Below are 19637 nucleotides of genomic sequence, written 5' to 3'. Positions count from 1 at the left end.
TTTTTTGAGGTGCCCCGATGACTCAACCCACTCCGCTTTGCCCGAACCGCATGCAGGTGCATTCCATCCAGCGTGAAACCGCCGACGTCTGGACGCTGAACCTGATCTGCGACGTTTTCTATCCTTACCAGGCCGGCCAGTTCGCGCTGGTCAGCATCCGCAACAGCGAGGAGACGCTGCGCGCCTATACGCTCTCCTCCTCGCCTGGCCAGAGCCGCTTTCTCAGCATCAGCGTGCGTTGCCTGCCGGACGGCGTCGGGTCGCGCTGGCTGACGCAAGAGGTCAAGCCCGGCAACACGCTGTGGCTGTCCGACGCGCAGGGCGAATTCAGCTGTGAGCGCCACCCGGCCGATCGTTATCTGATGCTGGCGGCCGGCTGCGGCGTGACGCCGATCGTCTCGATGTGCCGCTGGCTGACCGCCAACCGTCCAACCTGTGATATCGCCGCGATCGTTAACGTGCGCACACCCGCCGACACGATTTTCGCCGATCAGTGGCGCGCGCTGTGCGCCGCCCATCCGCAGCTGCGCCTGACACTGATGGCCGAGCAGGATCTGCAACTCGGCTACCTCAGCGGCCGCATCGATGAACAGACGCTGCGGCAGGCCGCGCCGGATATCGCCGAACGCACGGTGATGACCTGCGGCCCCGCGCCCTACATGGACCACGTGGAGCAGCTGTGTCGCCGGCTCGGCGTGCCGGCCGAGCGTTTCCATAAGGAGCAGTTCCACACGCCGACGGCGCAGGCCGATGCCACCGAAGGGCTGACGCTGCGCGCCGCCCGCCCGCTGCGCGAATTCCGCGTGCCGGTCGGCAGCACCCTGCTGGCGGCGATGGAGGCCAATGCCCTGCCGGTCAACGCCGCCTGCCGCGCCGGGGTGTGCGGCTCGTGCAAAACCCGCCTCCTCGAGGGCGACTACACCACCACCAGCACCATGACGTTGAGCGCGGAAGAAATCGCGCAGGGCTACGTGCTGGCCTGCAGTTGCCAGCTAAAGGGCGACGTCACGCTGGCGTGATCCCTAGCCCCATCGCCGCGATGGGGCATTTATCGGCAAGTTCCCCGTGGCCAGCCCGGTTACACTTTTCCCCGTCCTACGCTCTTTACCCTTCCTGACCGCATCTCGTCCACAGCCGGTAAGCTATGCTTGCAGTTGTTCTGCTGCCACTCACCGGATCGAGTCCACATCGTTTTTCAAACCATGTTTGGGGGAACCATGAAGCAAACCGTAGCCACACTGATCGCCAAAACGCTGGATCAAGCCGGCGTAAAACGCATTTGGGGCGTGACCGGCGATTCGCTCAACGGCCTCAGCGACAGCCTGCACCGCATGGGCACCATCGAATGGCTGGGCACCCGCCATGAAGAGGTGGCCGCCTTCGCCGCCGGCGCCGAAGCCCAGCTCACCGGCCAGTTGGCGGTGTGCGCCGGTTCCTGCGGCCCCGGCAACCTGCACCTGATCAACGGCCTGTTCGACTGCCACCGCAACCATGTGCCGGTGCTGGCGATCGCCGCACACATCCCTTCCAGCGAAATCGGCAGCGGCTACTTCCAAGAAACCCATCCGCAGGAGCTGTTCCGCGAATGCAGCCACTATTGCGAACTGGTCTCCAACCCGGAACAGCTGCCGCGCGTACTGGAGATCGCCATGCGCAAGGCGATCCTCAATCGCGGCGTCTCGGTGGTCGTCTTGCCGGGCGACGTGGCGCTGCGCATGGCGCCGGAAGACGCGACGCTGACCTGGCATACCCCGGCGCTGCCGCTGGTGCAGCCGCCGATGAGCGAGTTGAACAAGCTGGCGGAAACGCTGAACAAGGCGAAGAACATCACCCTGATGTGCGGCAGCGGCTGCGCTGGCGCGCACGATGAAGTGGTCAAGCTGGCCGAGCTGCTGCAAGCGCCGGTGGTGCACGCGCTGCGCGGCAAAGAACATATCGAGTGGGATAACCCCTACAGCGTCGGCATGACCGGGCTGATCGGTTTCTCTTCCGGCTACCACGCGATGATGAACGCCGACACGCTGGTGCTGCTCGGCACCCAGTTCCCCTATCGCGCGTTCTACCCCACCAACGCCAACATCATTCAGATCGACATCAACCCCGGCAGCATCGGCGCGCACTGCCCGGTCAATATGGCGCTGGTGGGCGATATCCACACCACCCTCACCGCCCTGCTGCCGCAGCTGGAGCCCAAGCGCGACCGGGCGTTCCTCGACAAGGCGCTGGAGCATTATCGCAACGCGCGCAAGGATCTCGACGGGCTGGCGACCGCCAACGACGACCAGCCGATCCACCCGCAGTATCTGGCGCAGCAGCTCAGCCACTATGCCAGCGACGACGCCATCTTCACCTGCGACGTCGGCACGCCGACGGTGTGGGCCGCCCGCTACGTGAAAATGAACGGCAAGCGCCGCCTGCTCGGTTCGTTCAACCACGGTTCGATGGCCAACGCCATGCCGCAGGCGATCGGCGCTCAGGCCACCGCGCCGGATAAACAGGTGATCGCCATGTGCGGCGACGGCGGCTTCACCATGCTGATGGGGGACTTCCTGTCGCTGGCGCAGCTCAAATTGCCGGTGAAAATCGTGGTGTTCAACAACAGCGTGCTGGGGTTCGTGGCGATGGAGATGAAGGCAGGCGGCTACCTGACCGACGGCACCGATCTGCATAATCCGGACTTCGCGGCGATCGCCAACGCCGCCGGCATCAAGGGCATCCGCGTGGAAAAAGCCTCCGATCTGGACGGCGCGCTGCAGGAGATGTTGGCGCACCCCGGCCCGGCGCTGCTGGATGTGGTCACCGCCAAGCAAGAGCTGGCGATGCCGCCGCAGATCAAGTTCGAACAGGCGAAAGGCTTCAGCCTGTACATGCTGCGCGCCATTATCAACGGCCGCGGCGACGAAGTGGTCGAGCTGGCGAAAACCAACTGGCTGCGCTAAGCAAGCTGCCCCGGTGAAATAAAGGGTATATGATGCCATGTACCCTTTTCCTCTCCCTTATATTCCAGGAACCCTATGCTTATCGATCTACGCAGCGACACCGTTACCCGCCCCAGCGCCGCCATGCGCCAGGCGATGGCTCAGGCAGAGGTCGGCGACGACGTCTACGGCGATGACCCGACGGTCAACGCGCTGGAGGCCGAGGCGGTGCGCCTGTCAGGCAAAGAAGCGGCATTGTTTCTGCCCAGCGGCACCCAGGCCAACCTGGTGGCGCTGCTGAGCCACTGCCAGCGCGGCGATGAATACCTGGTCGGCCAGCAGGCGCACAACTACAAATACGAAGCCGGCGGCGCAGCGGTGCTGGGCAGCATTCAGCCGCAGCCGATCGAGGCCGACGCCGACGGCACGCTGCCGCTGGACAAGCTCGCCGCCGCCATCAAACCCGACGATATCCACTTCGCCCGCACCCGGCTGCTGAGCCTGGAAAACACCATCAGCGGCCGAGTCCTGCCGCAGGCCTACCTGCAGCAGGCGTGGCAGTTTACCCGCGAGCGGCAGCTGGCGCTGCATATCGACGGCGCGCGCATCTTTAACGCCGCCGTGGCGCTGAACCTGCCGCTGAAAGAGATCGTGCAATACTGCGACACCTTCACCATTTGCCTGTCAAAAGGACTGGGCGCGCCGGTCGGATCGCTGCTGTGCGGCAGCGAGGCCTTCATTCAGCGCGCGCTGCGCTGGCGCAAGATGACCGGCGGCGGGCTGCGTCAGGCCGGCATCCTGGCGGCGGCCGGTCTATACGCGCTGGAGCATAACGTTGCGCGGCTGCGCGAAGACCATGACAACGCGGTCTGGCTGGAGCAACAGCTGCGGCAGATCGGCGTGGAGATCGCCGCTCCCGGCGCGCAGACCAACGTGCTGTACCTGCGCCAACCGCCGGCGCTGGCGGCCAAATTCGGTCCGTGGATGCGCGAACGCGGCGTGCTGATCAGCAGTGGCCCGCTGACGCGCATTCTGACCCACCTCGACGTCAGCCGTCAGGATCTGCAGCGGGTGGTCGAACTGTGGCGGGAGTTTCTTCAGCAGCACGCCTGATCGCCAGGGGCGCAGGCCGCGCCCCGCAATCAGAAGATCCAGCGGCCGTAAACCCAGTACCACAGCCCCAGCACCGCCGCCAGATTGAGCGCCACGCTGAGGATGAACCAGGTTTTAAACGGTTGCTTCTGGGTTTTGTGGCGAAACAGCTGCTGCGCCAGCAGCGCGCCCAACCAGCCGCCCAGCGCGCCGAACAGCAACAGCGTCGCCTCCGGCACCCGTCGCCACCCTTTGCGCGCCGCCAGCTTATCGCCGCCGTAGATCAGAAACGTCAGCAGGTTGGCCAGCAACAACCACATCCACACCGGATGCGGCGAGAACAAACTGGCGATCAGCGCCAGACCCAGCAGGGCGTAACAAATCACATTGAGCTTCATGGCATCCGGTTTTTCGTGCGATAAGGGGCGCGTAGTGTGAACCTGCGTCAGGATGGATGCAACCGACTTATACCCATACAAAATGTGCATTTAAACCCTGAATTTGGCATCCTGTCGTTCTGCCAATCCTCTACCGCACAAGGCGGCCCGATGACACCCCAACGCGTACTGGTTCTTGGAGCCAGCGGCTATATAGGCCAGAACCTGATCCCGCACCTGATCGAACAGGGGCACCAGATTACCGCCGCCGCACGGCGCATCGAGTGGCTGCAGGCGCAGAACTGGCCGCAGGTCAACTGCCTGTATGTCGATCTGCACCGCCCGGAAACTCTGAGCGCGGCGCTGTGGGAAATCGATACGCTTTACTATCTGGTGCACGCGATGGGCGACGGCGACGACTTTATCGAGAAGGAACGCCAGGCGGCGGAAAACCTGCGCGACGCGCTGCGCAATGCCGGCGTCAAACAGGTGATCTTTCTCGGCGCGCTGCAGCCGAACGACGACAGTTCGCCGCACCTGGCGGCCCGCCGCCTGACCGGCGAGATCCTGCGCCAGAGCGGTGTGCCGGTGACCGAGCTGCGCGCCGGCATCATCGTCGGCCCCGGTTCGGCGGCGTTCGAAGTGATGCGCGACATGGTCTATAACCTGCCGGTGCTGACGCCGCCGCGCTGGGTGCGCTCGAAGTCCTCGCCGGTGGCGCTGGAGAACCTGCTGGTTTACCTTGCCGATCTGCTGGCGCACCCGGCGGAGGAACACCGCATCTTCGACGTCGCCGGGCCTGAATACCTCAGCTATCAGGATATGTTCAAACGCTTTATCGCCATCAGCGGCAAGCGGCGCTGGCTGATCCCGATCCCCTTGCCGACGCGACTGATTTCAGTGTGGTTCATCAGCCTGATCACCTCGGTGCCGACGCCGATCGCGCGCGCGCTGATCCAGGGCCTGAAGCACGATCTGCCCGCCGACGGCCGGCCGCTGCAAGCCTTGATCCCGCAGCGTCTGCACACTTTTGATCAGGCGGTCACCGCCACGCTGCAGCGCGAACTGGAGGTGGTCGATTCCGCCGACTGGGGCTACGATCCGGCGGCGCGGGCCCGCTGGCGCCCCGGCTACGGCTACTACCCGAAACAGGCCGGTTGCGCGCTGAATACCGCCGCCAGCAGCCAGGCGCTGTGGCAAACGGTGCAGCAACTGGGAGGTGAAGAAGGCTATTTCTACGCCAATATCCTGTGGCGGGTCCGCGCCCGCATGGACGACATGATCGGCAACGGCGTGGTCTATGGCCGCCCGGCGCGCACGACCCTGGCGCTGGGTGACGAAATCGACGGCTGGAAAGTCATCACGCTGAAACCGCTGCGGCAACTGGCGCTGCTGTTCGGCATGAAGGCGCCAGGGCTGGGGCGGTTGAGCTTCACCATTACCGATCGCGGCGATCGCCGCACGCTGGACGTGCGCGCCTGGTGGCATCCGGCCGGCTTCAGTGGGCTGCTGTATTGGTTCGCCATGATGCCCGCACACCTGTTCATTTTTCGCGGCATGGCGAAGCGCATCGCGACACTGGCCGAGAACCTGGACCGCCAACAGCGCTGAATGCCGTTCATTTGTCGATCAACCGCACAGTTTGCCGCTGTGCTTCGGGGCTTTCCGATTGCATAGCGCACGAAATCACGGAAGAATGGCATCTTATTTGCTGGGAGCGCCGCAAGCGCCCGCCGGTATTCCGATTTTGGGTGAGAATAGAGTCCGTTATGAAGGTATTGGTCACCGGTGCCACCAGTGGGTTAGGCCGTAACGCCGTTGAATATCTGCGCCGCCAGGGCATCAAAGTGCGCGCCACTGGCCGTAACCAGGCGATGGGCGGCCTGCTGGAAAAAATGGGCGCGGAGTTCATTCATGCCGATCTCACCAACCTGATCTCTTCGCAGGCCAAGGCGATGCTGGCGGACGTCGACGTGCTGTGGCACTGTTCCAGCTTTACCTCGCCCTGGGGCACCGAAGAAGCCTTCGAACTGGCCAACGTCCGCGCCACCCGCCGCCTCGGCGAATGGGCGGCGGCCTATGGCGTGGCGCAGTTCATTCACATCTCTTCCCCGGCGATCTATTTTGATTACCACCATCACCGCAACGTAACCGAAGACTTCCGCCCGCAGCGCTACGCCAATGAGTTCGCGCGCAGCAAGGCCGCCGGCGAGCAAGTGATCCAGCAGTTGGCGCTGTCCAATCCGCAGACCCATTTCACCATTCTGCGCCCGCAGGGATTGTTCGGGCCGCACGACAAGGTGATGCTGCCGCGGCTGCTGCAAATGATCAAACGCTACGGCAACCTGCTGCTGCCGCGCGGCGGCGCGGCGATGGTGGACATGACCTATCTGGAGAACGCGGTGCACGCCATGTGGCTGGCGACGCTAAAAGAAGACACGCCGTCCGGCCGCGCCTACAACATCACCAACCAGCAGCCGCGTCCGCTTCGCACCGTGGTGCAGCAGCTGATCGACGATTTGGGCATGAAGTGCCGCATCCGCTCCGTCCCCTACCCGATGCTCGACATGATGGCGCGCGGCATGGAGCGCCTGGGCAGCAAAAGCGAAAAGGAGCCGGTGTTGACCCACTACGGCGTCGCCAAACTCAACTTCGACCTCACGCTCGATACCACCCGCGCGCAGCAAGAGCTGGGCTATCAGCCGATCGTCTCGCTGGAAGAAGGCATCGCGCGCACCGCCCGCTGGCTGAAAGATCACGGCAAACTGCACGGCCTGTAATCAACGCCACGCGCCGTACTTCACCAGCAGCGCATCGATAATCGCCTCACTCTCTGCATCCGGCTCACCGCGCACATCGTCGGGCCGGAAATGCATCTGAAACGCCGCCAGCACATTGCGCTGCTGCCGCGCATCCCATGACGCATCAACCGCGTAGCCGTAACGCGCCAGCTTATCGAGCAGCGGCGTCATCGGCACCGGCGCATGGCGATCGCGCCCCGCCAGCAAACGCTGCACGTCTCGTTCGTCCGGCCAGGCGCCGATGCCGGCCTGCGCCAGCTGCCGCCAGGGGAACAGCGGGCCGGGATCCTGTTTGCGCTGCGGCGCGATGTCGCTGTGCCCCACCACGTCCTGCGGCTGGATGCCATAGCGTTGGATGATGTCGCGGCTCAGCGGGATCAGCACGGCGATCTGCTCCGCCGTATAAGGCTGCCAATGGGTGAACAGCATGCTGCGGGTGAACCCCTTGTTGACGATTTCGATACCGATCGAGGTGTCGTTGAGGTTGCTGCGGCCGCGCCAGGCGCTGGCGCCGGCATGCCAGGCGCGCATCGCTTCCGGCACCAGCCGGTACACCGTCGGTTTGCCGTGTTCGCGCTGCGGATGCGCCGGCAACAGGTAGTGCGCGCTGACGTGTTCATCGGTCAGCGTTTTCAGCGATGAATGAAAGTCTTCCGCCGTATAGTGCATCACCAGAAAGCGAATGCGCCGATCGGCGCCCTGCGCCTGGTGCAGCGTCTCGAGCTGGTAAGCGCCGCGATCGACGAGCGTGTCCTGCTGCGGATTTTGGCACCCCGCCAACAGCGCGGCGGCGATGATCCCTGGCCAAATTTTCACTTATCCTCCTGATTGGCGTCCGTGAGAGATGTAACGCGACGCGATTGACCTGTATCCAATCATCACGTTCGTCGAGAAATAATGACAGACAACGCCGATGTGCAAGCGAGTGTTGCTCCCGACTGGCGGCCTTTCCCGCCCATGATAGTCTCAAAGTATCATCTGCGCCGAAAGAGCGGAGTCGAACATGTTCACGCCACGCTATCTGTCCTGGTTGCTCTGTGCCGCCATGCTGCCGCTCAGCGGCTGCGATCGGCAAAAAGTCGCTGACGCGATGGGCGCAAGCGCACCGCCCTCGGCTGCATCCGCCGCCAATGTGAGCGCGCCGGCCTATACGCCGCTGACCGCCGACCAGCTGTACCAGTTGGTCAGCCCGGTGGCGCTGTTCCCCGACAAGCTGCTGGCGCAGGTGTTGGCCGGCGCGGGTTATCCTGACCAAATCAGCGCCGCGGATGCCTGGCTGGCGCAAAACCGCGGGTTGCAACCGGCGGCGCTCAGCTCAGCGGCCGACACTCAGCCTTGGGATCCCAGCGTGCGCGGCCTGGTGCAATTCCCCGACGTGCTCGATCAAATGGCGAAAAACATCCCCTGGACCACCGCCCTGGGCAGCGCCTCCCTGAACGATCCCACCGACGTGATGAACGCCATTCAGGTGATGCGTCAACGGGCGGCCAGCCAAGGCACGCTGAAAAACACCCCGCAGCAGCGCATCGTCGTGGCTCCCACCACCCGTTACGTTGAGCGGCAGCCCTATCGCCAGCGCGTGGTGGCGGCGCCGGGCGAAACCATCGTCATCGAACCCAGCCAGCCGGATACGGTTTACGTCCCGCATTACGATCCCTGGGTGGCCTACGGCACGCCGGTCCCAGCTTATCCGAGCTATCGGTATCAACCTTCGGGCTACAGCGGCGGCGACATGTTGGCGGCCGGCGTGATCAGCTTCGGTGTCGGCATTGCGGTCGCCTCATTGTTCAACCAGCACAACAGCGGCTGGCACAACTGGGATATGCGCTGGGACGATCGACGCCAACCGGTGGTCTATCGCGATGCGCCCTACGTATCGCATTCCACCACCGTGGTGAATCGCGTCACCAACATCAACCAATATAACAACGTGAACAATGTGAATCGCAGCATCCATACAGTGAATAACTACAACAATACGACCGCCGCGCCGACGCCACATTTCAACCCGCAGACGCCTAACGCGCAGCCGCGTGTCGCGCCTGCGGCCCATGCGCCGATGACCCTGCCGACCTTTGCGCACAGCCAGCCGGTAGCGGCCGCGCCGCACGTGCAACAGTCGGTCAACGCGCCCCATGTGCAACAGCCGAGGAGCATGCCGACGTTCACGCATACCGCGCCGGCGGCGCCCCACGCGCAGGAGCCGATGGCCGTGCATGCTGCGCCGGTGCATCCATCCGCCGTGCACCCCCAGGTTCAGATAGTGCCGCACGTCGTTCAGCCGGGGGCGCGCGAACCGGCCGCAACGCTGCATCCGGCGTTAGTGCGCCCGGCACCTGTGCCGCAAGCGCGCATCATGCCGCATCCTGCCCCGGCGCCGCAGATCCACCAGCCGTCCGTTCAGCCGATGCCGCATCGCCAAGCGCCGGCGCCGGTGAAACCGCAGGAACACCGCCCGATCGTCGAGCAGCACAAGGTGGGATGAACCTACAGGATGTCGCCCCGGCGAAACGGCCGGGGCGCGGAGAATGGCGTTAGCGGCTGACTTTCACCGCGGTGCCGCTGACGGTCACCATCAGCATGCTGCCGTCTTTGCCAACGGTTTCATAATCGATATCAATGCCGACCACCGCGTTGGCGCCCAGCTCTTTTGCCTGATCTTCTAGCTCTTCGAACGCAATCAAGCGCGCCTTGCGCAACTCTTTCTCATAAGCGCCCGAGCGGCCGCCGACGATATCGCGCACGCCGGCGAAGAAATCACGAAAAATGTTGGCGCCGAGGATCGCTTCGCCGGTGACGACGCCGCAGTATTCGGTAATGGTGAACCCTTCCAGGGTCGGGGTAGTTGAAAGCTGCATCAGAATTCCTTGTTTGATTAATTCAACGTATCTATGACCAGAAGATTGGCGTTATGTTCGCTTAATCAATGGCACGCAGTACGAATGCAAGGCCAAAAAACGCATTTATACTGTAAGCTATCGGTCTTCATGGTAGAGACTTTCACATAAGGTAATAAGATGAAAACAAAAACGATTGCGGCTGTTTTACCCTTAGCGCTGTTGCTGAGTGCCTGTACCACGGTGGAACCGGCATACAAGGATATCGGCACCCGCAGCGGCAGCTGTGTGGAAGGCGGCCCGGATACGGTCGCGCAAAAGTTCTATGACCTGCGCATCCAGCAGGGCGCCGGCCTGCCGGACAGCAACCGCCTGGCGCAGCTGCAGCCCTATCTGAGCAAAGTGCTGTATCAGGATCTGGCCAGCGCCGCTCAAAACCCGGGCAAGCACCGGATAACCGGCGATCTGTTCTCCGGCAATGCGCAAGGGCCAAGCAACGCCTCCGTCGCCAGCGCCTCGACCATTCCTAACACCGATGCGAAGAACATCCCGCTGCGCGTTGATCTGAGCTACCAGAAAGACGCCAACAGCACCGTGAACTGGCAAGACGAAGTGCTGATGGTGCGCGAAGGCACCTGCTGGGTGGTTGATGATATTCGCTACCTGAATGTTCCAGCGCACGCCACCAACGGCAGCGTGCGCCAGGTGCTGGAAAACCAGTAACCCGCCTTCCCCGGCCGACGCGGGCTTGCCGCGTCGGTCATCCCCGCTGTCCGCCGCCGCTCAAATTTCGTCCAATAGAAAAAATTTCGCTACCGATATCACAGCCTGCGCCACAAATCCCCTCCCTCGGCTTGAGTCGCGGTATCTTGTGCTAATCTTTTACTGTCCCGCCGCACACTCATAAATTTTAACGCACAAAGATTGCATAAGTATTCTGTGGAAGTTAACATTTGCGGCATCAATGTCTATTCAATTCTGGCGCATGAGTATTCAACTTAACGGTATCAATTGCTATTACGGCGCTCACCAGGCGCTGTTTGACATCACGCTGGATTGTCCAGCCGGGGAAACCCTGGTGCTGCTTGGCCCAAGCGGCGCCGGGAAAAGCTCATTGCTGCGGGTGCTGAACCTGCTGGAAATGCCGCGTTCGGGCCAACTGCAGATCGCCGGCAACCAATTCGACTTCAAACAGGCGCCGGGCGAGAAAGCCATTCGCGAGCTGCGTCAAAACGTCGGCATGGTCTTCCAGCAATACAACCTGTGGCCTCACCTCACCGTGGTTCAGAACCTGATCGAGGCGCCTTGCCGCGTGCTGGGTCTGACCAAGGCTCAGGCGATGGAGCGCGCCGACAAGCTGCTCAAGCGTCTGCGCCTGACCGACTTCGCCGATCGCTTCCCGCTGCACCTTTCCGGCGGCCAGCAGCAGCGCGTGGCGATCGCCCGCGCCCTGATGATGGAACCTCAGGTGCTGCTGTTCGATGAACCGACCGCGGCGCTGGATCCGGAAATCACCGCTCAGATCGTCAGCATCATTCGCGAACTGGCCGGCACCGGCATCACGCAGGTGATCGTCACCCACGAAGTGGAAGTGGCGCGCAAGACCGCCAGCCGCGTGGTGTACATGGAAAACGGCCACGTGGTGGAGCAAGGCGACAGCAGCCACTTTGCGCAGCCACGGACCACCGAGTTTGCCAACTACTTATCACACTAACAATTAACTTGCTGTAATTTGGGGATTTTGCGATGAAAAAACTAATAATCGCCGCCGTTCTGGCCGGCATCAGCGTTTCCGCCTCCGCAGCCGAAACCATCCGTTTCGCTACCGAAGCCTCCTATCCTCCATTTGAATTTATTGACGCCGGCAACAAAATTCAGGGTTTTGATGTCGATCTAGCCAACGCGCTGTGCAAAGAGATGCAGGCCGAGTGCACCTTCACCAACCAGGCGTTCGACAGCCTGATCCCGAGCCTGAAGTTCAAGCGTTTCGATGCGGTGATGGCTGGCATGGACATTACGCCGGAGCGTGAGAAGCAGGTGCTGTTCACCAAGCCTTACTACGATAACTCGGCGCTGTTCATCGCGCAGAAAGGCAAAATCGCCGACGTGGCGGCGCTGAAAGGCAAGAAAGTGGGCGTGCAAAACGGCACCACCCACCAAAAATACCTGACCGACAAGCACCCGGAAATCACCACCGTGCCTTACGACAGCTACCAGAACGCCATTTTGGATCTGAAGAACGGCCGCGTTGATGCGGTGTTCGGCGATACCGCGGTGGTCAACGAGTGGCTGAAGCAGAATGACGCGCTGGCGGCAGTGGGCGCCAAAGTGACCGACAAAGACTACTTCGGCACCGGCCTCGGCATCGCGGTGCGCCAGAAGAATACCGATCTGCAGGGCAAGTTCAACGCCGCTCTGGACAAGATCAAGCAGGATGGGACCTATGAAACCATCTACAAAAAATGGTTCCAGCAGTAATACGCCCAAATGAATGAATTACAACCTTTAGCAAGCGCCGCCGGCATGACCGTCGGCCTTGCCGTTTGCGCCCTGATCCTCGGGCTGATTCTGGCGATGCTGTTCGCCGTATGGGAATCGTCCCGCTGGAAAGCGGTCAGCTGGCTCGGCACCGCCTGGGTGACCGTGTTGCGCGGCCTGCCGGAAATCCTGGTGGTGCTGTTTATCTATTTCGGCTCGTCGCAGCTGCTGCTGATGCTCTCCGACGGCTTTACCCTCAACCTCGGTCTGTTCCAACTGCCGATTCAGCTGGCGATCGACAATTTCGAAGTCAGCCCGTTCCTGTGCGGGGTGATCGCCCTGGCCTTGCTCTATTCCGCCTACGCCTCGCAGACGCTGCGCGGCGCGCTCAAAGCGGTGCCGCAGGGGCAGTGGGAATCCGGTCAAGCGCTTGGACTGAGTAAAGCGGCGATCTTCTTTCGCCTGATCATGCCGCAGATGTGGCGCCACGCCCTGCCCGGCCTCGGCAATCAGTGGCTGGTGTTGTTGAAAGACACCGCGCTGGTGTCGCTGATCAGCGTGAACGATCTGATGTTGCAAACCAAGAGCATCGCCACCCGCACCCAGGAGCCTTTTACCTGGTATGTGATCGCGGCGGCCATCTACCTGCTGGTGACGCTGTTCAGCCAATACGTCATCAAACGCATTGAGCTGCGCGCCACGCGCTTTGAGCGGGGGCCGGTCTGATGATTGAGTATTTGCCGGAAATCCTCAAAGGGCTGCATACCAGCCTGACGCTGACCGTCGCCGCGCTGATCGTCGCGCTGGTGCTGTCGCTGCTGCTGACGGTGATCCTGACGCTGAAAACGCCAATCCTGACGCCGCTGGTCAAGATCTACGTGACGCTGTTCACCGGCACGCCGCTGCTGGTGCAGATCTTCCTGATCTACTACGGCCCCGGTCAGTTTCCGGCGATCCGCGACTATCCGTGGCTGTGGAACCTGCTGTCGCAGCCTTGGCTGTGCGCGATGATAGCGCTGGCGCTGAACAGCGCGGCCTACACCACGCAGCTGTTCTACGGCGCGGTGCGCGCCATTCCGGCCGGGCAATGGCAGTCGTGCGAAGCGCTGGGTATGTCGCGCCGGCAGACGCTGCGTATCCTGCTGCCGTTTGCCTTCAAACGCGCGCTGTCGTCTTATTCCAACGAAGTGGTGCTGGTGTTCAAAAGCACCTCGCTGGCCTATACCATCACGCTGATGGAAGTGATGGGCTACAGCCAGCTGATGTATGGCCGCACCTACGACGTGATGGTGTTCGGCGCCGCCGGCCTGGTGTACCTGTGCGTCAATGGCCTGCTGACGCTGCTGATGCGGCTGGTGGAGCGCCGCGCGCTGGCGTTTGAGCGCCGTAACTGAGGGCGCCGCCCCCATGAGCCCCGCCATTGTGCGGGGCTTTTTTTATCCCTCAATGCAATACTTAATCATTTATATTGCATTTTAATTCACTCAATGGCAGGGTTAACAACAGGCATTCGCACAAAAACCTCTGGCGATTACCAGTAAAAACAAACGATAGCGAATAATCACTTTCAGGATCCAGACAGGAGCTCTACGCATGAAAAAACTGCTGCTTGCCGCGACGATGTTGGCCGGGATGACCTTTAACGCCGCCGCTGCCGAGACTATCCGCTTCGCCGCCTCCGCCACCTACCCGCCGTTCGAATCACTCGACGCCAACAACCAGATCGTCGGTTTCGATATCGATCTGGCCAACGCGCTGTGCAAGCAGATGCAGGCGCAGTGCACCTTCACCAACCAGGCGTTCGACAGCCTGATCGCCGCGCTGAAATTCAAGAAATACGATGCGGTGATTTCCGGGATGGATATCACGCCGGAACGCAGCAAACAGGTCGCTTTCACCCAGCCTTACTACGCCAACTCGGCAATCGTGATCGCGCAAAAAGGCAAGTTCAGCTCGCTGGCGGATCTGAAAGGCAAAAAGCTCGGCATGGAAAACGGCACCACCCACCAGAAATACATGCAGGACAAGCACCCGGAGATTAACACCGTTTCTTACGACAGCTACCAGAACGCCATTCTGGAGCTGAAAAACGGCCGTATCGACGGCGTGTTCGGCGACACCGCCGTGGTGAACGAGTGGCTGAAAACCAACCCGCAGCTGGCGCCAGTCGGCGAGCACATCACCGATGCGCAATACTTCGGCACCGGTCTCGGCATCGCGGTGCGCCCGGACAACCAGGCGCTGCTGGCCAAGCTGAACGCCGCGCTGGACGCCATCAAGGCCGACGGCACCTACAAAGCCATCAACGACAAATGGTTCCCGCAGTAAGCAATAAGGCCCGGATAACCGGGCCTTATGTTTTATAAACGCCGCACCAACAGCGTCAGCACTTCGTAGTGCGCGGTATGCGGGAACATGTCGAACAGCTGCACCCGTTCGATGCGGTATCCCGGCAACATCTCGATATCTTTCGCCATGCTCTCGGCGTTGCAGCTGGAATACAGAATGTAATCCGGCGCCATCCGGCTCAAATAATCGCACAGCGTCTGGCCGATGCCGCGCCGCGGCGGATTGACCAGCACCAGCTGCGGCACCTGGCCTTCGGCGGTGGCGAAGCGGGTGGAGTCGAGCGCCTGAAAATCGACCTGCAGCAACCCCAATCGCTGCGCCGACTGGCGCGCGCAGGCGATCGCTTCCGCGCTGATTTCGATGCCGGTCAACCGCGTTTGCGGCTGCGCGCAGTGCAGGCCGAAACCGCCGACGCCGCAGAACAGATCCCACATGCTGTTGATACCCAGCGCGCGCACCCAGTCGCGGGCGGTGGCATACAGTTCGGCGGCCACCTGCGGGTTGGTCTGGAAGAAGCTTTGCGGGCGGATGAACAGCGGTACCTGATTGAACTGTTCCTCCAGCGCCTGCTGTTCGGTCAGCGCGATCTCGCGCTCCCCTTCCATGATCGCCATATGCACCGGCTGAATATTGGCGGAGATCACCTTGAGCTGCGGCAGCTGCTGCTGCAGCCACGGCAGCGCGGCGCGCAGCTGCGCCAGCTTGGTTTCCGAGCGCAGCACGAAACGCAGCATCACGCCGCCGTCGAGCGTGCTTGCGGTCAGCAGCAGGTATTTCAGCTCGCCGCGTTTGCGCGCCACGCTATACGGCGTCAGGCCGGCGCGGGCGATGAAGCTTTTCAGCACCGCAAACATCGGCGCAAAGCCGGCGGGATACAGCGGGCAGTCGCTCAGATCGACCGGCGTGCCGTCGCGGTGCAGCATGCCGAGCAGCGGGCGCTCCACGCTGCCGCTGACCACCATCTTGGCTTTATTGCGAAATGCGCTCAGCTCCCCCGCCATCGGCTGCAGCCACTGCGCGACGTCGCGCCCGGCCAGCAGCGAGTGCAGGTGATGCTGTTTGTCAGCCAGTTGCTGCGGATAGGGCTTTTCCAGCCACTGACAGGAACGGCAGGTACCCGCCGTATACAAAGCGCAATGCATGAAGATTACCGTGAAGTTCAGGATGACGAATTAAGGGCGCAGAGTTTACCACTCCGCACGCCTAAAATCTCACTTGCGCGCGGTGAAGAAGCGGCGGCTGGCGGCAGGAACGAACAGCAACGCCAGGATCACCGCGTCGGGGATCTTTTGCAGGATCAGAACGTGCAGGATTTGGCCGCTGGTTTCCCCCTCCACGGTGAACACCTCGGGGAAGACGCTGCCAATGGTGGCCAACAGCAGGTAAAGCACCACGATGCACTGGCAGACCACATAGCCCCAGCGTCCCCAGTTGCGGCCGCGCATCACCGCAAAGCCGCAGCTGATTTGCAGGCACAGCAGCATCAGGCCGGCCAGAAAGATAAAGGTGGAATCCCACGCCTGCGCGCTGGTGTTGACGAATTCCTGTGCGCCGTCGACGCCCAGTTCGCCCAACAACAACACCACGCTGATACACTTGATCGCCACCATGGCGGTGCCCGCCACCATCACCGGCACCGGCGCATCCGAAGTCGATCTCATTCCCTGCCCGCTTTTCAGCATGTCTGACATATCCGTGTTCCGCTACGACGCGCCACCAATACAGATGGCGCATGTAAAGTCAGGTAGTTAGTTGCAATACTTATTGATTGCAAAAATAGCAGGTTTGTTACGATTCAGCTACGGGCCGCCCGCTGTAATTCACGCGATCGTTGTTTTTCCGAACGCGCCATAAACCACCAGGCGATCAGGCCGAGAATGCCCACCACCAGCAGGATCAGACTGGCCAGCGCATTGATTTCCGGATTCACCCCCATGCGCACGCTGGAGAACACCAGCATCGGCAGCGTGGTGGCGCCCGGGCCGGAGACGAAGCTGGCAATCACCAGATCGTCCAGCGACAGGGTAAACGCCAGCATCCAGCCGGAGATCAGCGCCGGCGCAATCATCGGCAAGGTAATAACGAAGAACACTTTCAGCGGCGGCGCCCCCAGATCCATTGCCGCCTCTTCAATCGAGCGATCCACCTCGCGCAGACGCGAGCTGATCACCACCGCCACATAAGCGGTACAGAAGGTGACGTGCGCCAGCCAGATGGTGAACATGCCGCGCTCCGACGGCCAGCCGAAAGCGTGCCCCATCGCTACGAACAGCAGCAGCAGCGACAGGCCGGTGATCACGTCCGGCATCACCAGCGGCGCAGTCAGCATAAACGCGAAGCCGGTCGAACCGCGAAAGCGGCCGAACCGCACCATCACCACGGCGGCGATGGCGCCCAGCACCACCGCGGCGGTGGCGGAGGCGGCGGCGATGGTCAGGCTGAGCCCCACCGCGCTGATCATCGCCGAATCGTGGAACAGTTCGGTATACCAGCGCGTGGACCAGCCGGCCCACACCGTCACCAGCTTGGAGCTGTTGAAGGAGTAGATCACCAGCATCAGCATCGGCGCATACAGGAAGGTAAAACCGATCGTCAGGATGGCGATGCGCCACGGTGAACGCACTACCGGCAAGTTGTTCATTCCTGCCCCCCTATTTCCTTGTTCTGGTGTTTGTGGAACCACAAAATTGGCACGATCAGCAACAGCAGCATGATGGTGGCGACCGCCGAGGCCACCGGCCAGTCGCGGTTATTGAAGAACTCCTGCCACAGCACGCGGCCGATCATGATGCTGTCCGGCCCACCGAGCAGTTCCGGGATCACGAACTCCCCCACCGCCGGAATGAATACCAGCATCGAACCGGCGATGATGCCGCCGCGCGTCAGCGGCACGATCACGCTGAAGAAGGTTTTCAGCGGCCGCGCCCCCAGATCCAGCGACGCCTCCACCAGCGAGTAATCCAGCCGGATCAGCGCCGTGTAAATCGGCAACACCATAAACGGCAGATAGGAATAAACGATGCCGATATACACCGCCAGGTTGGTGTGCAGGATCACCAGCGGTTGGTCGATCACCCCTAGCCACATCAGAAAGTTATTCAGCGTGCCGTTGTTTTTCAGGATCCCCATCCAGGCGTAAACGCGGATCAGGAACGAAGTCCAGGAAGGCAGGATCACCAGCAACAGCAGAATGTTGCGGGTCGACGCTTTGCTGTGCGCCACCGCCCAGGCCAGCGGATAGCCGATGATCAGGCAGCACAGCGTCGAGACCGCCGCCACGCGCAGCGACTGCAGGTAGGCATCGATATACAACGGATCGTCGGTCAGCTGCAGATAGTTGGCGAAGTTGAGCGCAATGTTCAGCTTACCGTCCACCCAGCTCATCAGCTCGGTGTAAGGCGGCACCGCCAACGCCAGCTCCGCCAGGCTGATCTTGAACACGATCAGGAACGGCAGCATAAACAGCAGCGTCAGCCATAAATACGGCAATGCGATTACCAGCTTGCGGCCGTGAGCCATCAGCAGGCGATGGAACAAGGCCTTGAGGGTGGCCGGCGTTTTGGCCGGCGGTTCCGGCGTGCGTTCAGAAAGCAGGGACATACGGGTTACTCCTCACCAGCTCCACTACACCGTCAACACGACACAGCTGTCGGTTTCCCAACATAGACGCACTTCATCGCCCCAGGTGGGCATCCCCTTGCGGAAACGATGGCCGTTTTGCAGCTGGGCGCTGATGATCTGCCCGCTGTGCAGCTTCACGTGGTAGATGGACAGATCACCCAGATAGGAAATGTGCGCCACTTCCCCCACCGCGAAGTTGCAGCCGTCTTCCGGCACTTGTTCGCACAGCAGGATCTTTTCCGGCCGCAGCGCGACCTGGATCGGCACGCCATCCACCACCGAGGCGTCCGGATCCACTTTGATCGCATGGCGCAGCCCCGGGCTTTGCAGGATCAGCGCATCGTCGTGGCGCTCTTGCAGCACGCAGTCGAAGACGTTGACCGAACCGATAAATTCGGCGCTGAAGCGGCTGTTCGGATGCTCGTAGATCTCTTCCGGCTCGCCGATCTGCACGAACTTGCCGCGGTTCATGATGGCGATGCGCCCCGCCATGGTCATCGCCTCCTCCTGATCGTGCGTCACCATCACGCAGGTCACGCCGACGCGCTCGAGAATGTCGGTCACTTCCAGCTGCATGCGATCGCGCAGCTTCTTGTCCAGCGCGCCCATCGGTTCATCCAGCAGCAGCAGCTTCGGCCGCTTGGCCAGGCTGCGCGCCAGCGCCACCCGCTGCCGCTGGCCGCCGGAAAGCTGGTGCGGTTTGCGTTTGGCGAACTCCTGCATGTGCACCAGCGCCAGCATTTCCGCCACCCGTTCGGCGATCTCCGCCCGCGGCATTTTGTCCTGCTTCAGGCCGAACGCGATGTTTTGCTCCACGGTCATGTGCGGGAACAGCGCGTACGACTGAAACATCATGTTGATCGGCCGCTGGTACGGCGGCACATGCGACATATCCTGCCCATCGAGCACGATCTGCCCTTCCGTCGGCTGTTCAAAGCCGGCCAGCATGCGCAGCAAGGTGGACTTGCCGCAGCCGGACGGGCCAAGCAGCGCAAAGATCTCGCCCTTGTAGATGGTGAGGCTGACGTCTTCGACCGCATTCTGCCCGTCGAAGGTTTTGGTGAGGTTACGGATTTCCAGCAGAGGGGTGAAGACCTTCTGCGACTTGGCTTGAGGACGAGGGATGGCGTCGTTCAATCGGGGTGCTCTCCGGCGTAAAGCGGC

20 protein-coding genes are annotated in these 19637 nt (G+C 61.9%); 12 read left to right on the top strand and 8 right to left on the bottom strand.

The features are described 5' to 3' along the window. Positions 1-17: 17 nt before the first annotated feature. From hcr to ltaE, 3 genes are all read left to right on the top strand, one after another. Positions 18-1019 (top strand): NADH oxidoreductase, encoded by a 1002-nt coding sequence (gene hcr, locus J0F90_RS08295; RefSeq protein ID WP_033640826.1) that lies wholly within the window; start codon positions 18-20, stop codon positions 1017-1019. Between the two features lie 198 nt (positions 1020-1217). After that, positions 1218-2939: a ubiquinone-dependent pyruvate dehydrogenase gene (gene poxB, locus J0F90_RS08290; protein WP_016928342.1), complete on the top strand. Its 1722-nt coding sequence runs from the start codon at positions 1218-1220 to the stop codon at positions 2937-2939. Positions 2940-3014: 75 nt separating this feature from the next. Next, complete coding sequence (ltaE, locus tag J0F90_RS08285) at positions 3015-4031, top strand: low-specificity L-threonine aldolase (protein WP_016928343.1); 1017 nt, start codon at positions 3015-3017, stop codon at positions 4029-4031. A gap of 29 nt (positions 4032-4060) precedes the next feature. On the opposite strand, the gene J0F90_RS08280 is transcribed toward ltaE, so the two are convergent. Continuing rightward, a complete protein-coding gene (locus tag J0F90_RS08280; protein ID WP_033640827.1) occupies positions 4061-4408 on the bottom strand; it encodes a DUF1294 domain-containing protein in 348 nt (115 codons plus the stop codon). A 150-nt stretch (positions 4409-4558) separates the two neighbouring features. Between J0F90_RS08280 and J0F90_RS08275 the strand changes: the two genes are divergently transcribed. Together J0F90_RS08275 and J0F90_RS08270 are read left to right on the top strand one after the other, a co-directional pair. Then, entirely contained in the window at positions 4559-5998 is a 1440-nt protein-coding gene (locus tag J0F90_RS08275) for a DUF2867 domain-containing protein (protein WP_033640828.1), read from the top strand. Between the two features lie 158 nt (positions 5999-6156). Beyond that, entirely contained in the window at positions 6157-7167 is a 1011-nt protein-coding gene (locus J0F90_RS08270; RefSeq protein ID WP_004928393.1) for an NAD-dependent epimerase/dehydratase family protein, read from the top strand. Here J0F90_RS08270 and J0F90_RS08265 read toward each other — a convergent pair whose 3' ends face one another. Further along, on the bottom strand, positions 7168-8004 hold the full coding sequence (locus J0F90_RS08265) for an N-acetylmuramoyl-L-alanine amidase (protein ID WP_016928349.1): 837 nt from the start codon (positions 8002-8004) through the stop codon (positions 7168-7170). It lies immediately after the preceding gene. A 187-nt stretch (positions 8005-8191) separates the two neighbouring features. Here J0F90_RS08265 and J0F90_RS08260 point away from each other — a divergent pair, with 187 nt between their 5' ends. Beyond that, positions 8192-9673 (top strand): DUF3300 domain-containing protein, encoded by a 1482-nt coding sequence (locus J0F90_RS08260; RefSeq protein WP_033640829.1) that lies wholly within the window; start codon positions 8192-8194, stop codon positions 9671-9673. A gap of 49 nt (positions 9674-9722) precedes the next feature. On the opposite strand, the gene J0F90_RS08255 is transcribed toward J0F90_RS08260, so the two are convergent. Beyond that, positions 9723-10046 (bottom strand): heavy metal-binding domain-containing protein, encoded by a 324-nt coding sequence (locus J0F90_RS08255; RefSeq protein ID WP_004928400.1) that lies wholly within the window; start codon positions 10044-10046, stop codon positions 9723-9725. A 159-nt stretch (positions 10047-10205) separates the two neighbouring features. Here J0F90_RS08255 and J0F90_RS08250 point away from each other — a divergent pair, with 159 nt between their 5' ends. The 6 genes from J0F90_RS08250 (at position 10206) to artJ (J0F90_RS08225) (ending at position 14831) form a co-directional block, all read left to right on the top strand. Continuing rightward, positions 10206-10748, top strand: a complete 543-nt coding sequence (locus J0F90_RS08250; RefSeq protein WP_033640830.1) for a lipoprotein — start codon at positions 10206-10208, stop codon at positions 10746-10748. Between the two features lie 262 nt (positions 10749-11010). After that, on the top strand, positions 11011-11739 hold the full coding sequence (gene artP / locus J0F90_RS08245; RefSeq protein WP_016928352.1) for an arginine ABC transporter ATP-binding protein ArtP: 729 nt from the start codon (positions 11011-11013) through the stop codon (positions 11737-11739). A gap of 32 nt (positions 11740-11771) precedes the next feature. Beyond that, the gene (gene artJ, locus J0F90_RS08240; protein ID WP_004928409.1) at positions 11772-12503 is read left to right on the top strand and encodes an arginine ABC transporter substrate-binding protein; all 732 of its coding nucleotides are present in this window, start codon (positions 11772-11774) and stop codon (positions 12501-12503) included. A 9-nt stretch (positions 12504-12512) separates the two neighbouring features. After that, positions 12513-13229, top strand: coding sequence for an arginine ABC transporter permease ArtQ (artQ, locus tag J0F90_RS08235; protein ID WP_028127976.1), 717 nt, complete (start codon positions 12513-12515; stop codon positions 13227-13229). Next, positions 13229-13897 (top strand): arginine ABC transporter permease ArtM, encoded by a 669-nt coding sequence (gene artM, locus J0F90_RS08230; RefSeq protein ID WP_033637817.1) that lies wholly within the window; start codon positions 13229-13231, stop codon positions 13895-13897. Before artQ ends, artM begins: the two co-directional genes overlap by 1 nt. A gap of 199 nt (positions 13898-14096) precedes the next feature. Further along, positions 14097-14831: an arginine ABC transporter substrate-binding protein gene (gene artJ, locus J0F90_RS08225; protein ID WP_016928355.1), complete on the top strand. Its 735-nt coding sequence runs from the start codon at positions 14097-14099 to the stop codon at positions 14829-14831. Positions 14832-14863: 32 nt separating this feature from the next. Here artJ (J0F90_RS08225) and rlmC read toward each other — a convergent pair whose 3' ends face one another. The 5 genes from rlmC to potG form a co-directional block, all read right to left on the bottom strand. Beyond that, positions 14864-15994, bottom strand: a complete 1131-nt coding sequence (gene rlmC, locus J0F90_RS08220) for a 23S rRNA (uracil(747)-C(5))-methyltransferase RlmC (RefSeq protein ID WP_033640831.1) — start codon at positions 15992-15994, stop codon at positions 14864-14866. A gap of 69 nt (positions 15995-16063) precedes the next feature. Next, positions 16064-16543, bottom strand: coding sequence for a YbjO family protein (locus J0F90_RS08215; RefSeq protein WP_042706209.1), 480 nt, complete (start codon positions 16541-16543; stop codon positions 16064-16066). A gap of 104 nt (positions 16544-16647) precedes the next feature. Then, positions 16648-17493: a putrescine ABC transporter permease PotI gene (gene potI, locus J0F90_RS08210; RefSeq protein WP_016928360.1), complete on the bottom strand. Its 846-nt coding sequence runs from the start codon at positions 17491-17493 to the stop codon at positions 16648-16650. Then, the gene (gene potH / locus J0F90_RS08205; protein WP_016928361.1) at positions 17490-18452 is read right to left on the bottom strand and encodes a putrescine ABC transporter permease PotH; all 963 of its coding nucleotides are present in this window, start codon (positions 18450-18452) and stop codon (positions 17490-17492) included. The genes potI and potH overlap by 4 nt, the downstream gene beginning before the upstream one ends. Before the next feature lie 24 nt (positions 18453-18476). Continuing rightward, entirely contained in the window at positions 18477-19610 is a 1134-nt protein-coding gene (gene potG / locus J0F90_RS08200) for a putrescine ABC transporter ATP-binding subunit PotG (RefSeq protein WP_033640832.1), read from the bottom strand. Positions 19611-19637 lie beyond the last annotated feature (27 nt).

The organism is Serratia marcescens subsp. marcescens ATCC 13880 (genome assembly GCF_017299535.1).
GTDB classification, from domain to species: domain Bacteria; phylum Pseudomonadota; class Gammaproteobacteria; order Enterobacterales; family Enterobacteriaceae; genus Serratia; species Serratia marcescens.
This window is presented reverse-complemented; position numbering and strand designations above follow the sequence as displayed.

Excerpts from the sequence above, each read along its gene's own strand:
- rlmC (WP_033640831.1), bottom strand. The coding sequence starts at position 15,994 with ATGCATTGCGCTTTGTATACGGCGGGTACCTGCCGTTCCTGTCAGTGG.
- J0F90_RS08260 (WP_033640829.1), top strand. The coding sequence starts at position 8,192 with ATGTTCACGCCACGCTATCTGTCCTGGTTGCTCTGTGCCGCCATGCTG.
- J0F90_RS08250 (WP_033640830.1), top strand. The coding sequence starts at position 10,206 with ATGAAAACAAAAACGATTGCGGCTGTTTTACCCTTAGCGCTGTTGCTG.
- hcr (WP_033640826.1), top strand. The coding sequence starts at position 18 with ATGACTCAACCCACTCCGCTTTGCCCGAACCGCATGCAGGTGCATTCC.
- J0F90_RS08255 (WP_004928400.1), bottom strand. The coding sequence starts at position 10,046 with ATGCAGCTTTCAACTACCCCGACCCTGGAAGGGTTCACCATTACCGAA.
- artQ (WP_028127976.1), top strand. The coding sequence starts at position 12,513 with ATGAATGAATTACAACCTTTAGCAAGCGCCGCCGGCATGACCGTCGGC.
- artP (WP_016928352.1), top strand. The coding sequence starts at position 11,011 with ATGAGTATTCAACTTAACGGTATCAATTGCTATTACGGCGCTCACCAG.
- J0F90_RS08215 (WP_042706209.1), bottom strand. The coding sequence starts at position 16,543 with ATGTCAGACATGCTGAAAAGCGGGCAGGGAATGAGATCGACTTCGGAT.
- potH (WP_016928361.1), bottom strand. The coding sequence starts at position 18,452 with ATGTCCCTGCTTTCTGAACGCACGCCGGAACCGCCGGCCAAAACGCCG.
- poxB (WP_016928342.1), top strand. The coding sequence starts at position 1,218 with ATGAAGCAAACCGTAGCCACACTGATCGCCAAAACGCTGGATCAAGCC.
- artJ (WP_016928355.1), top strand. The coding sequence starts at position 14,097 with ATGAAAAAACTGCTGCTTGCCGCGACGATGTTGGCCGGGATGACCTTT.
- J0F90_RS08270 (WP_004928393.1), top strand. The coding sequence starts at position 6,157 with ATGAAGGTATTGGTCACCGGTGCCACCAGTGGGTTAGGCCGTAACGCC.
- J0F90_RS08280 (WP_033640827.1), bottom strand. The coding sequence starts at position 4,408 with ATGAAGCTCAATGTGATTTGTTACGCCCTGCTGGGTCTGGCGCTGATC.
- artM (WP_033637817.1), top strand. The coding sequence starts at position 13,229 with ATGATTGAGTATTTGCCGGAAATCCTCAAAGGGCTGCATACCAGCCTG.
- J0F90_RS08275 (WP_033640828.1), top strand. The coding sequence starts at position 4,559 with ATGACACCCCAACGCGTACTGGTTCTTGGAGCCAGCGGCTATATAGGC.
- ltaE (WP_016928343.1), top strand. The coding sequence starts at position 3,015 with ATGCTTATCGATCTACGCAGCGACACCGTTACCCGCCCCAGCGCCGCC.
- artJ (WP_004928409.1), top strand. The coding sequence starts at position 11,772 with ATGAAAAAACTAATAATCGCCGCCGTTCTGGCCGGCATCAGCGTTTCC.
- potI (WP_016928360.1), bottom strand. The coding sequence starts at position 17,493 with ATGAACAACTTGCCGGTAGTGCGTTCACCGTGGCGCATCGCCATCCTG.